This is a genomic window from Enterobacter sp. H2G27, from assembly GCF_054403075.1.
This window is the reverse complement of the sequence record NZ_JBSVSI010000001.1, coordinates 1,837,027-1,851,194: the sequence shown is the minus strand read 5'-3', so window position 1 is coordinate 1,851,194 and position 14,168 is coordinate 1,837,027. Positions and strand designations below refer to the sequence as shown.

Below are 14,168 nucleotides of genomic sequence, written 5' to 3'. Positions count from 1 at the left end.
CATCATTTGCGGTTGTATTCACGGTTGCGCAGTCTGATAAAGATCCCAGCGGTTGCCGTAAATATCTTCAAACACCACCACCATACCGTACTCTTCCTCACGAGGTTCTTCGCAGAAATGAACGCCTTTTGCCTTCATGGCATGGTAATCGCGCCAAAAATCATCCGTCTGAAGGAACAGGAAAACTCTGCCGCCGCTTTGATTACCGATAAAACCTTCCTGCCTCTCGTTAGAGGCACGAGCCAGCAGGATATTGCAGTCGCTTTCCGGGTTGGGTGAGACGACTACCCAGCGTTTTCCCGGTTGCGGCGTATCCTCTACAAGGGTAAACCCCAGCTTGTCGGTGTAGTATTCAATGGCACGATCGTAGTCATCAACCACAATAGCCACGCAGCCAAGGCATCGTTTCTGTGTTCTCATTTTTTCGTTTCCTTTGCACAAATGGGTTACGGATAACGCTATTCCATTGAAGCGTGCTGACCGCCAGGCTTACAGGCTTGCGTAAGCCTCACGTTTTTCTGCCCATTTCAGCATGGCATCAAGCGCCGGACATAATGCCTGCCCCCAATCGGTGAGGCGATACTCTACTTTCGGTGGCACTTGAGGGTAAACCATCCGCGAAACGATACCGTCGGACTCGAGTTGTCGAAGTTGCTGCGCCAGCATCTTTTGGGAAATACCGGGGATCAGTTTTTCGAAATCAGAATAGCGCTGCACTTTTCCGTCGAAAAGATGAAAAAGAATAATTAATTTCCAGCGCCCTTCCAGCAACCGTAATACTTGCTCCACGCCGCTTGCGGCAGATTCCGGACTATATAACTTACTCATAATTTAGTAACTCACTTTTTCGTGCGTACTTGTTAATTACTCAGTCTATGTTGAATATACCTGTACTGTAAATAATGGGAGCGAAAGTCCATGTCATTAGATATTGATTTTAAAGGCAAGCGCGTGCTTGTTACCGCTGGCACGAAAGGGCTCGGCAAAGCAGTCGTCGAACTTTTAAAACAACTCGGTGCAACGGTATTTACCACGGCGCGCCACGATCCAGACGTAAATATCGCGGATACTTTCGTAGCCGCTGATCTTACTACGGTCGCTGGATGTGCCTCAGTCGCATCCGCAGTGCAGGAACAGATGGGAGGTGTCGACGTAATTATCCATGTTGCAGGCGGTTCAACCTCACCCGGCGGCGGTTTTGCTTCACTTGGCGAAGACGAGTGGCAGCAGGAGCTCAATCTTAATTTGTTACCTGCAGTACGCTTAGATCGCGCCCTGCTTCCCGGAATGCTTGAGCAGGGAAATGGGGTGATTATTCACGTGACGTCTATCCAGCGTGAACTGCCTTTACCGGATTCAACAACGGGTTATGCGGCGGCTAAGGCAGCCCTCTCAACCTACAGTAAAAGTCTTTCAAAGGAAGTCTCGCCGAAAGGTGTTCGGGTGGTGCGCGTTGCCCCCGGCTGGATCGAAACTGAAGCGGCAGTGGCACTGGCGGATAGACTGGCAAAGCAGGCAGGAACAGACTATGAAGGTGGCAAACAGATCATTATGAAGGCGTTAGGTGGAATACCGCTCGGACGCCCTGCCCGACCGATTGAGGTTGCCAACCTCATCGTCTTCCTCGCTTCATCGCATGCTGCGAGTATCACAGGTACTGAATTTGTGATTGATGGCGGCACCATTCCAACAGTGTAACGCGGATGCTTAATCGACCTGGTGCAAGAGTTGATTAAGCACCGGAATCTCACTGGCCGGTCAGTTCCGCTAAGACCCTTTTTAACGCATTTATTATCGTTTCTGTATCCATGCCCATTTGCGCATGAATAATCGCGCCGTCAATGAGCAACATGATTTCATTGACGACGCGCTCATCAGCAATCTTCGTCAGCAACGCAATAATCTTCTTTGTTTCGATTTTATGATCGCGGCAAATCTCTTTTATTTCGCTTTCAATCTCTTCGGATTTGGCTTCCGCGCTGGCGTTAATAAACGCGCAGCCGTGGAACTCGGGCGAAATAAACCATTCATAGAGGGTAGCCGATAGAGCGTCCGCAGGCGTCTGGCCTTCAACGAGATGTCGACGAAGCGTGGCCTCAAACCAGTTAATCCATATTTCATGTCGATAGTGTAAATAGGCGAGAATAAGCAAGCTCTTACTCGGAAAATGGCGATAAAACGTCACCTTAGTCACTTTCGATGCTTTAATCAGCGTGTCCACCCCCGTCGCCCTGAAGCCAGTGGAATAAAAAAGATCGTGCGCCGTGAGTAATATTTTATCTCTGACGCTGATTTTTGTCTCGTTACCTGCGGGTTCGGTTTTCATTTTTTCGACAGCCTCAAAAAGAGTGTTGACAGCGTTATTTTTCAGGCATAGATTACCGCAAGTAGACAGACCTGTCTACATAAATCACACTGAGGTAATCGCCATGAACACTCGTCCTCCTTTACCGCCGTTCACTCGTGAAAGCGCCATCGAAAAAGTCAGGCTGGCAGAAGATGGCTGGAACAGCCGCGATCCGGCGAAAGTCGCGCTTGCCTATACGCTGGACACCCAATGGCGTAACCGCGCAGAGTTCGCCACCAACCGTGAAGAAGCCCAGGCGTTTCTGGAGCGGAAATGGAAAAGAGAGCTGGAGTATCGTCTGATTAAAGAGCTCTGGGCATTTACGGATAACCGGATCGCGGTGCGCTATGCCTATGAATGGCATGATGATTCCGGCAACTGGTTCCGCTCTTACGGCAATGAAAACTGGGAGTTTGAGCCGGACGGCCTGATGAAGCGCCGCTTTGCCTGCGTAAACGATATGCCGATAAAAGAATCCGAGCGGCTGTTCCACTGGCCGCTGGGCAGACGCCCGGACGATCACCCTTCGCTGAGCGATCTTGGCTTATAGGATTTTCGCATCACTCCGGGCCGCCCCGGAGTGGTGACTTTACAGCGCGCCGAGCTGTTTCATCAGCGTCAGGTTGTCCTCAATGTGCCAGTTTGCCGCAATCTTACCGTCAGCGACTTCATAAATATCCGTAGCGATAAAATCTATTTTCTGCCCCTGTCCTTTCAGCTTGCCAAATGTCCCGGTGAAGGTGCCGTGAAAATGTAAATGCGATACCACGCGATCGCCTGAAATAATCATTTGCTCAACGTCACAACGCAAATCAGGAACGGCTGTCCTAAACGTCCGGGAAGCTAGAATAGCGCCCTCGGGACCTTGCTTACGTCCTTCCGGGGGCGTTTTATCAATAAAGTTTACTGCCAGGGCATCACGCGCCAGAGTTTCATTACCGGTGTTCCAGAACGTGGCATATTTTCTGGCAGCGGCTTCATTCGCCTTTAATTGTGCCTGTGACAGACTGTTGTCCACAATAAGCTGTTTCGGCTGTAGCCATTCCCCCTGCGAGGAAATAGCATTGCCCGACAGACCGGCAAAAATAAGCGCCGCGATAGCGGGACGAAAACACGTCGTATATTTCATGTTGTTTCTCAATAGAGTATTACGTCACCCGCAGACGAAGACCTGCGGACCAATTTAATGAGGGTCAGTTAATTAACGCCCCGCCCTCAATATCAATAATCGATCCCGTCACAAAGGGATTATCAATGGCGAAAAGATACCCCTGCGCGATGTCCTCCGCCCTTCCCCAGGCCTTGGCTGGCAGGGTTTCCGCCGCGCCGACGAGCATTTTTTCCCGCGCGGCGGCGTCCATCCCCGCATACGCTTCCGTGTCGGTCAGCCCCGGACTGACGACGTTGACGCGCAGCGGTGAAAGCTCTTTCGCCAGCACTTTTGTCGCAGCTTCAATGGCGGCATTCATCGTTGTTTTTACGATGGCGCCCGCCACGGTGCGGCGCGCCACGAAACCGCTGGTGAACGTCAACGTACCGCGGGGGGCAATATTCCCGCTGAGATAGCGAGCGACATTGAGGCTTCCCCAGAATTTTGTATCAAAGGCCTGCCTTGCCGCACGGAGATCCAGTCCGGAAAGCAACCCGCCCGGCGCCTGTGAACCCGCCGTGACGACAATATTATTGACCTCGCCCAGCGTTTCACCGAGCGCAACAAGCTCTTCCTCACGGCTGATGTCCAGCACGAGGGTATGAACGGACGCGGCGTGGGCGCTCAGCCGCTGTCGCGCGGCGTCCAGTTTTGCGCTGTCGCGTCCCGCAAGAATAATCTCCTCACCGCGCCCGGCAAGCAGGCTGCCCAAGGCGAAACCGATGCCGGAACCGCCGCCGATAATTAAAGTTTTACGGGTCATAATGTTTCCTCCTGTAGAGCGTACGTTGGGTAATCGGTATATCCCGTGCCGGTACCGCCAAACAGCGTGGCGGGGTCGCGCACCTGGGCAAGAGGCAGCTGGTTTGCCAGCCGGTGGGGCAAATCGGGGTTGGCAATAAACGGACGGCCGAAAGCAATCAAATCGGCATAGCCGGCAGCAAGGATCTTTTCAGCTTTATCAAGGTCATAGTTACCCGCGACGATAAGAGTTCCGCTAAAGATCTCGCGAAGGGACTGACGGAAACGCTCGGGTACCTGAGGGGCATCATCCCAGTCGGCTTCCGCCAGGTGGATGAACGCAATACCTTTTTGTTCACACCAGGCCGCAAGCGCAAGTATGGCTTCAGAGACCTGCGGGTCGTTCATCCCGCGCTGGGTAATAAATGGGGAAAGGCGGATGCCCGTGCGCTCGTGACCAATGGCCTCGGCAATGGCGCTTAACACCTCCTGGGCAAAACGGATGCGGTTCACCAGCGTACCGCCGTACTCATCCGTGCGTTTGTTGGAGGTTTGGCGCAGGAACTGGTCTATCAGATACCCGTTTCCGCCGTGAACCTCGACACCATCAAACCCGGCCTGAACGGCATTCAAAGCGGCCTGGCGATAGTCCGCAACGATGTTCTGAATGTCCTTGCGCGAGAGCGTTCTCGGCTGCGGGCAGTCAACCATCTGGCCTTCCCCACGCTCATTCACCACCCACACCTGCGCATCCGGGGCCAGCGCTGACGGGGCGACGGGCTGACCATCCTGGTGAAAACTGGCGTGCGACATTCGCCCGACGTGCCAGAGCTGCGAAAAAATCACTCCGCCCGCCTGATGCACGGCGCCCGTCGTGAGTTGCCATCCCGAAACCTGTTCAGGCGAATGGATGCCGGGTGTCCATGAGTATCCCTGGCCCTGAGGCGAAATCTGCGTGGCTTCCGTGATGATTAATCCCGCGCTGGCACGCTGCCGGTAATACTCTGCCATCAGCGCGGAGGGGATATTTCCCGGCTGAAGGGAGCGCGCGCGGGTCATCGGCGCCATGACGATACGATTTTTCAGGTCCAGCGAACCCAGCCTGTAGCGTTCAAAAAGTGAGGTACGTTGCATGATTTTATCCCTTATGGTTTGGATAAAATCACTTTACAGCCGGCATCTGATTTTGATAATTACGCTAAAAGTAGATGCACTTTTCGGAAAATATGAATAATGGGCAAACTCGAAGACATGGCCTTACTGGTGGAAGTTGCCGAGGCCGGAAGTCTTTCCGCCGCCGGACGACGCCTGTCGCTTTCCCCCGCTACCATGACGGCCAGGCTGAAGGCGATTGAGGAGCGTTACCAGACGCGCCTGTTTCACCGCTCAACGCGATCCCTCACCCTGACCCGCGCCGGGGAAGAGTTTTACCATGCCGCGCTGCGCGTGCTGGAAGAGATGCATCATGCCGAGTCGTTACTGACGCAAAAAGAGGGCGTGCTCAGCGGCAATATTCGCCTTTCCGCGCCCTCGGATTTTGGCAGACAGTATCTTAGCCCCGCCGTCATTGATTTTTCCCGGCGCCATCCTGACGTTAAATTTTTCATTTCGTTAAGAGAACACGTTGAGGATCTGGTCGCTAACCGGCTGGATATGAGCGTGCGTTTTGGCAACCTGCCGGACAGCAGTCTTGTCGTAAGAAACATCCGCCCGAACCGTCGGGTGCTGGTCGCCTCCGGAGAATATCTTAACGACCGCGGCGTCCCCGCCACGTTTGCCGATTTAGCCCGGCACCGGTGCCTGGCGCTGGAATCGCAGGGCGTGGTGATGAACGAATGGCGCTTTGAAACTAATGGTGAGGAAAGCATTGTTCGCGTTGAGCCCGCCATGGTGTGCGACGACGGAGCATTGCTTCGTCAGTGGGCGCTCAGCGGAGCGGGCATCGCGGGGAAATCGTGGTGGGACGTCAAAGACGACGTTGAAACCGGAAGGCTCACGGTGCTGTTTGCCGACAGCTTCACCGGGTTTAGCCGATACGATCGCAAAGATGTCGGGCTGCAGCTTGTTTACCCCCAGCGCAAACTGCAGCCGCTTCAGGTCACGGCGTTTAGCCAGTTTTTTCTCGACTGGCTTAAAAAACATTAACGTAAAAAACAGTGATACACTTACTCCACCTGGCCGATTGTCCCGTCTTTACGGCGTAAGGCAGCACAACTGTAACCAAAATACAAAATGGTCACTCGTTGCCAACCCTGGCCCGTCACGCTAAGCTTACATAATGACTAAAACTATGAACGCCCCATCAATACGTGGTCCACTTGACCATTCTGTCAGAGAGCAAATCGTCGAAGCGGCCTTTGAGCACTTCGGCCATTACGGCTATGAAAAAACCACCGTCGCCGAGCTGGCGAAATCTATCGGTTTTTCAAAATCTTACATTTATAAGTTCTTCGATTCCAAGCAGGCTATCGGCGAAGTGATCTGCGCTAACCGCCTGGAGCTGATCATGGCGGCGGTGCTTTCCGCCATTGAGGATGCGCCGTCAGCAAGCGAAAAACTCCGCCGTCTTTTCAAGGCGCTCACCGAGGCCGGAAGCGAGCTGTTTTTCCACGATCGTAAGCTTTACGACATCGCCGCCGTCGCCGCGCGCGAGCAGTGGCCGTCGACAGAACGGTATGCAGAAAGCCTGATGAAGCTGATTGAGAGCATCATTATCGAAGGCAGGCAGGCCGGAGAGTTTGAAAGAAAAACGCCGCTGGATGAGGTCACTCAGGCTATCCACATGGTGATGTGTCCTTTTATTAATCCCGTTCAGCTGCAGTACAATCTCGAAATGGCTCCCACCGCGGCGGTGCTTCTCTCTTCACTCATTTTAAGAAGCCTTGCCCCCTAATTTGTGACCATTGACATTTTTGGTCACTAGTCAGAGAATGCGGAAACCGTCCTGTTACGTCGAAAAGGTTTCCCATGCTCAGGCTCACTTCAGCCCGCGTTGCCGTTTGTCTCCTGCCGTTTGCCCTGGTGGCATGCGGCGATATTTCCGCAAGTGACGATCCGCGTACAAAGCTACCGCTTGTCCGATCCGCATCCGTCGAGCTTGCGAACAATAGCGCCCGCACCTTCACGGGCGTGGTGGTCGCAAGAACGCAAAGCGATTTAGGTTTCAGAGTTCAGGGCAAAATCCTTGAGCGACTGGTTGATACGGGCCAGACCGTCAAACAGGGTCAGCCCTTGCTGCGCCTGGATCCGGTTGACCTGAAATTACAGGCTCAGGCGCAGCAGCGCGCGGTGGATGCGGCCCAGGCGCGGGCGAGAAAAGCCACCAGCGATGAGGCGCGCTATCGCGGACTTGTGGCGTCCGGCGCCGTTTCTGCCTCGGAGTATGACCAGATCAAAGCGGCAGCCGATACGGCCAGGGCCGATCTCAGCGCCGCCCGCGCGCAGGCCAACGTGGCGCAAAACGCCACGGGATATGCCGTCCTGCTGGCGGATTCAGACGGCGTGGTCATGGAGACGCTCGCCGAGCCGGGTCAGGTCGTCAGTGCCGGACAGGTGACGATCAGGCTCGCCAGAGCGGGACAGCGTGAAGCGCTCGTGCAGCTTCCGGAAACATTGCGCCCTGCCGTCGGCAGCGAAGCGCAGGCCACGCTTTATGGCAATGAAAAACACCCGGTCACCGCAACGCTGCGCCTGCTGTCTGACTCGGCCGATGCCGCGACCCGCACGTATGAAGCCCGCTACGTGCTGGATGGCCTGCTGGCGAACGCGCCGCTGGGGGCGACCGTTACGCTGAACATTCAGGACAATAAAGCGGAAGGTCAGGTCATGCAGGTCCCGCTGGCTTCACTCTATGATGCAGGAAAAGGTCCCGGCGTCTGGCGCATTTCCGCCCAGCCGGCAAAGGTCGCATGGACGCCCGTCAGGGTGCTGAGCGTGGGTGAAGATGCGGCGCAGGTCACGGGCGGCTTGAAGCCCGGTGAGAAGATTGTTGCGCTAGGCGCACATCTTCTGCACGAAGGTGAGGTCGTCAGGCTCGCGAAACAACGCAATAACGCCCTGGCGGAGAACACGCCATGAGCGGAAGCCGCTTCAACCTGTCCGCGCTGGCCGTCCGCGAACGTTCCATCACGCTGTTTCTGATCGTTCTGGTGACGATTGCCGGAATTTACGCCTTCTTTGGGCTCGGCCGCGCGGAAGATCCGCCCTTCACGGTGAAGCAAATGACGGTGATAACCGTCTGGCCGGGTGCGACCGCGCAGGAGATCCAGGATCAGGTCGCGGAGCCGCTGGAAAAGCGCCTGCAGGAACTCAAGTGGTATGACCGTACCGAAACCTATACCCGTCCCGGCATGGCATTTATCACGCTGTCGTTGCAGGACAAGACCCCGCCAGCCGAAGTGCAGGAGGAGTTCTATCAGGCGCGTAAAAAGCTTGGAGATGAATCGCAGCGTCTCCCGGCGGGCGTCATCGGCCCGATGATCAATGACGAATTCTCGGATGTCACCTTTGCCCTCTTTGCCCTGAAAGCAAAAGGCGAACCGCAGCGGCAGCTGGTACGCGATGCCGAAGGCGTGCGCCAGCAGCTTCTGCACGTTCCCGGCGTGAAGAAAGTGAACATTATCGGCGAACAGGCCGAGCGGATTTATGTCGCCTTCTCCCACGACCGTCTGGCGACGATAGGGCTCTCACCCCAGGATATTTTCAAGGCCCTCAACAGCCAGAACGCGTTGACCGCGGCGGGTTCGATTGAGACCCGAGGAGCGCAGATTTTTATCCGCCTTGACGGCGCGTTCGATGAACTGCAGAAAATCCGCGATACGCCTTTTGTCGCTCAGGGCAAAACCCTCAAGCTGTCCGATGTGGCAACGGTTGAGCGAGGCTACGAAGATCCCCCGACGATGCTGATACGCAATCAGCATGAACCCGCCCTTCTGCTGGGTATCGTAATGCGCGAAGGCTGGAACGGTCTGGCGCTGGGTAAAGCGCTGGATGCGGAAACGGCAAAAATTAATGATAGCCTGCCGCTTGGCATGTCCCTGACCAAAGTCACCGATCAGTCCGTCAATATTCGCTCGTCGGTCGATGAGTTCATGATCAAATTCTTTGTCGCCCTGCTTGTGGTCATGGTGGTCTGTTTTGTCAGCATGGGCTGGCGCGTGGGGGTAGTCGTTGCGGCGGCGGTCCCGCTGACGCTGGCGGTCGTCTTCGTGGTGATGGAGGCCGCGGGAATAAACTTTGACCGCGTCACGCTGGGCTCCCTGATACTCGCCCTCGGCCTGCTGGTTGATGATGCCATTATCGCCATCGAAATGATGGTGGTGAAGATGGAGGAAGGTTACGACAGAATCAAAGCCTCAGCTTACGCCTGGAGCCATACCGCCGCGCCCATGCTGGCCGGAACCCTGGTGACGGCGATTGGCTTTATGCCGAATGGGTTTGCCCAGTCGACCGCCGGGGAATACACCAGCAATATGTTCTGGATTGTCGGCCTCGCCCTGATTGCATCGTGGTTTGTCGCGGTGGTGTTCACGCCCTATCTTGGGGTGAAGATCCTGCCGGCGATCCCCAAAGTAGAAGGGGGTCATGCCGCCATCTATAACACGCCCCGCTATAACCGTTTTCGCCAGCTGCTTGGCCGCGTTATCGCCAGAAAGTGGCGCGTGGCCGGCTCCGTGGTTGCCATTTTCATTCTGGCCGTGCTCGGTATGGGGCTGGTAAAAAAACAGTTTTTCCCGACCTCCGATCGCCCGGAAGTGCTGGTTGAAGTACAGATGCCCTACGGCACCTCGATTGCGCAAACCAGCGCCGCCACCGCAAAAATAGAAGCGTGGCTGGGCCAGCAGCCGGAAGCCAAAATCGTCACGGCCTATATTGGTCAGGGGTCGCCCCGTTTTTATCTGGCAATGGCGCCTGAACTGCCCGATCCCTCTTTTGCAAAAATCGTGATCCTGACGGACAGCGAGACGTCACGCGAGGCGCTTAAGTTCAGGCTCAGGGAGGCCGTCGCCAGCGGTATTGCGCCCGAAGCCCGCGTGCGGGTGACGCAGCTGGTGTTTGGCCCCTACTCGCCCTTCCCGGTTGCCTGGCGCGTGTCGGGGCCGGATGTCAAACAGGTGCAGGACATCGCCGAACGGGTGAAAGCCGTGCTCCAGGCAAGCCCGATGATGCGAACCGTCAACACCGACTGGGGGTCACGCGTTCCCGTCCTGCATTTCACTCTCGATCAAAACCGCCTGCAGGCGACCGGCTTAACCTCCAGCGCCGTTGCCGATCAGCTTCAGTTTCTGCTTTCAGGCGTGCCTGTCACCTCCGTGCGGGAAGATATTCGATCGGTAGACGTCATTGCCCGCGCGGCGGGCGATATCCGTCTTGACCCGGCAAAAATCGAAGGCTTTACCCTGGTCGGCAATGCGGGACAGCGCGTGCCGCTGTCTCAAATCGGCAGGATTGAGATCGGTATGGAAGACCCGATCCTGCGCCGCCGCGATCGCACCCCGACAATTACCGTACGGGGTGATATCGCCGACAATCTTCAGCCGCCGGACGTGTCGGTCGCCATCATGAAAGAGCTCCAGCCGATCGCCGATGCGCTGCCGGCCGGGTACCGTATCGACATGGCGGGTTCGATTGAGGAATCGGGTAAAGCCACGCAGGCCATGTTACCGCTGTTCCCGATAATGATTGCCCTGACGCTGCTGATTATCATTTTGCAGGTGCGCTCACTCTCCGCGATGGTCATGGTGTTCTTAACCGCGCCGCTGGGGCTGATTGGCGTCGTGCCGACCCTGCTGATATTTAATCAGCCGTTTGGCATTAACGCGCTGGTCGGTCTGATCGCCCTTTCCGGCATTCTGATGCGCAATACGCTGATCCTGATCGGTCAAATCGATCATAACCAGAAGGACGGCCTCGAGCCGTTCCAGGCGGTGGTTGAAGCGACTGTCCAGCGCGCACGCCCGGTCTTACTGACCGCCATGGCGGCCGTGCTGGCGTTCATTCCCCTGACGCATTCGGTATTCTGGGGCACGCTGGCCTGGACGCTGATCGGCGGAACGCTGGGCGGGACGATTATTACGCTCGTCTTCCTGCCCGCGATGTATGCGATCTGGTTTCGGATCCGCCCCGCGGAACAACGCGTGCAGCACGTTGCTGAAAACGTGTAAACTACCATGAGTAGATAATACTTCTGAGGAAAACATGGTTGTTAAGCGCTTAAGAAAAGAGGATCGCCGCGTGCAGCTGCTGGAGGTTGCGCGAGGGATCGTGCGTCAGCAAGGCACGGAGGCGCTGACGCTTGGCTACCTGGCCGAGCGGGCCAACGTGACCAAACCTATCCCCTACGACCACTTTGGCGATCGTGAAGGGTTGCTGATGGCGCTGTACAAGGATTATAGCGATCGGCAGCTCGCGAAATTCCGCGAGACGCTGGCGGTCGACAGCAAAACGCTGGAGAAGACGATCCGCTTTTTCAGCGCGGCCTATATCGACTGTGCGATTGCCGCCGGGCCTGAAACCGGGCCAATCGCCGCGGCGCTGTCCGGTTCTCGCGCGCTGCAGACGTTTCGGGAAGCATGCGTGGCCGAATGTGCCGACTGCCTGCGCACCGCGCTTTCCCCTTTTATCGTCTTAAAAGGCGTTCAGGGGGAAGCGGTACTGACGGCTATTATTGGCGCGGCGGAGGCGCTCAGCACCGCGGCGGGCAACGGCGTGCTCGCCCGGAACGTGGCGGAAGATACGCTCAGCGGCGCCATGACCGGGGTGCTGGAGACCTACGCGAATAGCACAAAATGATCGCCGGGGGCGGATTGACACCTAAGTTACCAATAGTAATATAGGCGTTACTTCTCCCCCATCTGGAGGTCGCTATGTCTGCAACACATGCCATTAAAAACGCGCTGATCGTGACGGCACACCCGTTCGACAATTCGTTATCCCATACGCTGGCAGCCCGTATTGTCGGGAAATTACGCGAGGAAGGTACGCAGGTTGAGTTCGCCGATCTGCATGCTGAAGGGTTTAATCCGGCGATGACCCGCGCCGATCTCGATTTGTATCACGGCAATCCGAGCGCCCTCCCCGACGATATTCTGCGCGAGCAGCAGCGCGTCGAGCGCGCGGATATGCTGGTATTCGTCTTCCCGGTGTACTGGTGGTCGGTTCCCGCGCTGTTGAAAGGCTGGTTCGATCGCGTGTTAACCCTGAACTGGGCGTATAAGGTGGCCGAAGACGGCCGGATTGTGGGCAACTTACGGGATGTTCCCGTCCGCCTGATTGCCTCTGGCGGTAGCGATCTGACCGGATTTGATAAACACGGCTATTCGACGGCGATTCAGACGCAGATTATCGAAGGCGTGTTTGGCTTCTGCGGGTTGAAGAACGTCAAGCTCGATATCCTTTACCAGGCAGACACGGCGACGCCTGAACAGGTTGAGGATTTCCTGAAAGGGCTCGACAGTATTAAATAATATCAGCCAGGCGCAACGCTAACGTTGCACCTACTGATGTTGGTGTATTGAAGAGAATCTCTCACCAGCGCTATAACTCTACGCGATAGTTACGCTAACAGCGAAATAAACAAAGGTCATTGCATGTATCAGTCAGTTCAGCCAACAACCACCCTCACCACCACCGGAACCTTCGGCGGTGCGAGCGTATCTGTAGCAAACGACTGACAAACAGAACCTCACTCCCCGCCGGCCAGGACGGGGAAATCTCTCTCCGTTCACCACCCTTTGAATGGAGAAAGAAAATGGTTTCATCTGACAATGCTCTCTTGATTATCGACATGCAGCAGGGCCTCTTTCGGGGCCCGGTTTCCCCCCGCTCCGCCGATGCCGTTCTGGCCAATATCCGCTTGTTAATCGCCAACGCCCGAGACGCGCAGGTACCCGTCTTTTTTGCCCGCCATATTGGGCCGGACGACTCCCCCTTCTCAGAAAAGGGGCCGTTAACACAGCTGATACCTGAACTGGACGTGAAGAAGCAGGACGTTGTTTTCACCAAGCGCTATCCCAGCTGTTTTCGGGATACCAAATTGCTGCGTGAACTTAATCAGAGAGGCATCAAACAGCTGGTGATTGCCGGGATGAAAACAGAATTTTGTGTCGACACCACCTGCCGTGCCGCACCGGAGCTGGGTTTCAGGACGGTATTGATTTCAGATGCGCATACCACAATGGATAATGACTGTTTATCCGCCAGCGATATTATCGCCCATCACAACAGCACTCTGTCAGGCCCGTTTGTGACGCTGTCGACTGCTCGTGACTGGCTTTTTAGTACTGTGAGTTGACTCAGGTGATCGCTTATCTCTTTACCCGGCTCGCCTTTCCGCGCGCCGGGCACATAAGAGAATAATTACAGGGTAAACCCACCATCACCCACCTGTGCCTGTGCGTACCATTTCATCAGCTTCCCGGTGCCGGGCTCGTTTTCTGGAGGTGACCATGGGGCGGTATCGTGCTCGGGCACGGGTTGATACCCCCCGTGCTTAACCTCAAAAATGACGCCGCCTTTATCCAGCGACAGAACGGCATGCCAGGTACCGGCATCCATCTCCAGCACCTTGCACTCTTCGCCTAATACGACGCGCCGGGTCACGCTACCGCTGTCATCAAAGTTCAACACCAGAAAGCGACCGCTCAGCGCCGTCAGCAGTTCAAAGGTGTGCGGATGGCGATGGGGACGAACATAGGTGCCGGGCTCCATTGCAATGGCCAGGCGCTGCACCGGGTCGCTAAGCTCAGGATGTAAATTGCGATGCGCGCGTAAGCGAGGGGAATTAGCCGCCTGCTCGCTTTGCTGCTGCAGGTCACTGAAAGTAATTTGTTTCATATACACCTTTGTGGATGGGATCAGCGGACGGCAACCCGATTGCCGCAGGACGTTATACCATCCTCAAAAGCCGATGAGCTATGGCGTTTGTGAAAC

Annotated in this window: 16 protein-coding genes; 9 read left to right on the top strand and 7 right to left on the bottom strand. The window is 55.9% G+C overall.

Annotated elements, in window-relative coordinates:
* Window positions 1–18: 18 nt before the first annotated feature.
* Window positions 19–420 (bottom strand): VOC family protein, encoded by a 402-nt coding sequence (locus tag ACW9E7_RS08840; protein ID WP_458727602.1) that lies wholly within the window; start codon window positions 418–420, stop codon window positions 19–21.
* 69 nt (window positions 421–489) lie between these two features.
* Window positions 490–828, bottom strand: coding sequence for a winged helix-turn-helix transcriptional regulator (locus tag ACW9E7_RS08835; protein WP_115874985.1), 339 nt, complete (start codon window positions 826–828; stop codon window positions 490–492).
* Between the two features lie 90 nt (window positions 829–918).
* Between ACW9E7_RS08835 and ACW9E7_RS08830 the strand changes: the two genes are divergently transcribed.
* A complete protein-coding gene (locus ACW9E7_RS08830; RefSeq protein ID WP_458727601.1) occupies window positions 919–1,698 on the top strand; it encodes an SDR family oxidoreductase in 780 nt (259 codons plus the stop codon).
* A 49-nt stretch (window positions 1,699–1,747) separates the two neighbouring features.
* On the opposite strand, the gene ACW9E7_RS08825 is transcribed toward ACW9E7_RS08830, so the two are convergent.
* On the bottom strand, window positions 1,748–2,326 hold the full coding sequence (locus tag ACW9E7_RS08825; RefSeq protein WP_136194816.1) for a TetR/AcrR family transcriptional regulator: 579 nt from the start codon (window positions 2,324–2,326) through the stop codon (window positions 1,748–1,750).
* Window positions 2,327–2,429: 103 nt separating this feature from the next.
* Here ACW9E7_RS08825 and ACW9E7_RS08820 point away from each other — a divergent pair, with 103 nt between their 5' ends.
* A complete protein-coding gene (locus ACW9E7_RS08820; RefSeq protein ID WP_143345068.1) occupies window positions 2,430–2,897 on the top strand; it encodes a nuclear transport factor 2 family protein in 468 nt (155 codons plus the stop codon).
* A 39-nt stretch (window positions 2,898–2,936) separates the two neighbouring features.
* On the opposite strand, the gene ACW9E7_RS08815 is transcribed toward ACW9E7_RS08820, so the two are convergent.
* The 3 genes from ACW9E7_RS08815 to ACW9E7_RS08805 all read right to left on the bottom strand — a co-directional run bounded on the left by ACW9E7_RS08815 (window position 2,937) and on the right by ACW9E7_RS08805 (window position 5,372).
* Entirely contained in the window at window positions 2,937–3,476 is a 540-nt protein-coding gene (locus ACW9E7_RS08815; protein WP_133295426.1) for an ester cyclase, read from the bottom strand.
* Window positions 3,477–3,540: 64 nt separating this feature from the next.
* Window positions 3,541–4,260, bottom strand: a complete 720-nt coding sequence (locus ACW9E7_RS08810) for an SDR family oxidoreductase (RefSeq protein ID WP_458727600.1) — start codon at window positions 4,258–4,260, stop codon at window positions 3,541–3,543.
* On the bottom strand, window positions 4,257–5,372 hold the full coding sequence (locus ACW9E7_RS08805; protein ID WP_458727599.1) for an alkene reductase: 1,116 nt from the start codon (window positions 5,370–5,372) through the stop codon (window positions 4,257–4,259). Before ACW9E7_RS08805 ends, ACW9E7_RS08810 begins: the two co-directional genes overlap by 4 nt.
* 99 nt (window positions 5,373–5,471) lie before the next feature.
* On the opposite strand from ACW9E7_RS08805, the gene ACW9E7_RS08800 reads away from it, so the two are divergent.
* The 7 genes from ACW9E7_RS08800 to ACW9E7_RS08770 all read left to right on the top strand — a co-directional run bounded on the left by ACW9E7_RS08800 (window position 5,472) and on the right by ACW9E7_RS08770 (window position 13,530).
* Window positions 5,472–6,383: a LysR family transcriptional regulator gene (locus tag ACW9E7_RS08800; RefSeq protein ID WP_136194814.1), complete on the top strand. Its 912-nt coding sequence runs from the start codon at window positions 5,472–5,474 to the stop codon at window positions 6,381–6,383.
* 133 nt (window positions 6,384–6,516) lie between these two features.
* Complete coding sequence (locus tag ACW9E7_RS08795) at window positions 6,517–7,131, top strand: TetR/AcrR family transcriptional regulator (protein ID WP_115874978.1); 615 nt, start codon at window positions 6,517–6,519, stop codon at window positions 7,129–7,131.
* A 74-nt stretch (window positions 7,132–7,205) separates the two neighbouring features.
* On the top strand, window positions 7,206–8,315 hold the full coding sequence (locus ACW9E7_RS08790; RefSeq protein ID WP_458727598.1) for an efflux RND transporter periplasmic adaptor subunit: 1,110 nt from the start codon (window positions 7,206–7,208) through the stop codon (window positions 8,313–8,315).
* Complete coding sequence (locus tag ACW9E7_RS08785; RefSeq protein ID WP_458727597.1) at window positions 8,312–11,401, top strand: efflux RND transporter permease subunit; 3,090 nt, start codon at window positions 8,312–8,314, stop codon at window positions 11,399–11,401. Before ACW9E7_RS08790 ends, ACW9E7_RS08785 begins: the two co-directional genes overlap by 4 nt.
* A gap of 34 nt (window positions 11,402–11,435) precedes the next feature.
* Window positions 11,436–12,029, top strand: coding sequence for a TetR/AcrR family transcriptional regulator (locus ACW9E7_RS08780; RefSeq protein ID WP_111964699.1), 594 nt, complete (start codon window positions 11,436–11,438; stop codon window positions 12,027–12,029).
* Window positions 12,030–12,103: 74 nt separating this feature from the next.
* Complete coding sequence (locus ACW9E7_RS08775) at window positions 12,104–12,703, top strand: NAD(P)H-dependent oxidoreductase (protein ID WP_458727596.1); 600 nt, start codon at window positions 12,104–12,106, stop codon at window positions 12,701–12,703.
* Window positions 12,704–12,987: 284 nt separating this feature from the next.
* The gene (locus ACW9E7_RS08770; RefSeq protein ID WP_288461685.1) at window positions 12,988–13,530 is read left to right on the top strand and encodes a cysteine hydrolase family protein; all 543 of its coding nucleotides are present in this window, start codon (window positions 12,988–12,990) and stop codon (window positions 13,528–13,530) included.
* 65 nt (window positions 13,531–13,595) lie between these two features.
* Here ACW9E7_RS08770 and ACW9E7_RS08765 read toward each other — a convergent pair whose 3' ends face one another.
* Window positions 13,596–14,072 carry a WbuC family cupin fold metalloprotein gene (locus tag ACW9E7_RS08765; protein ID WP_136194809.1) on the bottom strand — a complete coding sequence of 159 codons (477 nt, stop codon included), beginning with the start codon at window positions 14,070–14,072 and terminating at the stop codon, window positions 13,596–13,598.
* Between the last annotated feature and the right edge of the window lie 96 nt (window positions 14,073–14,168).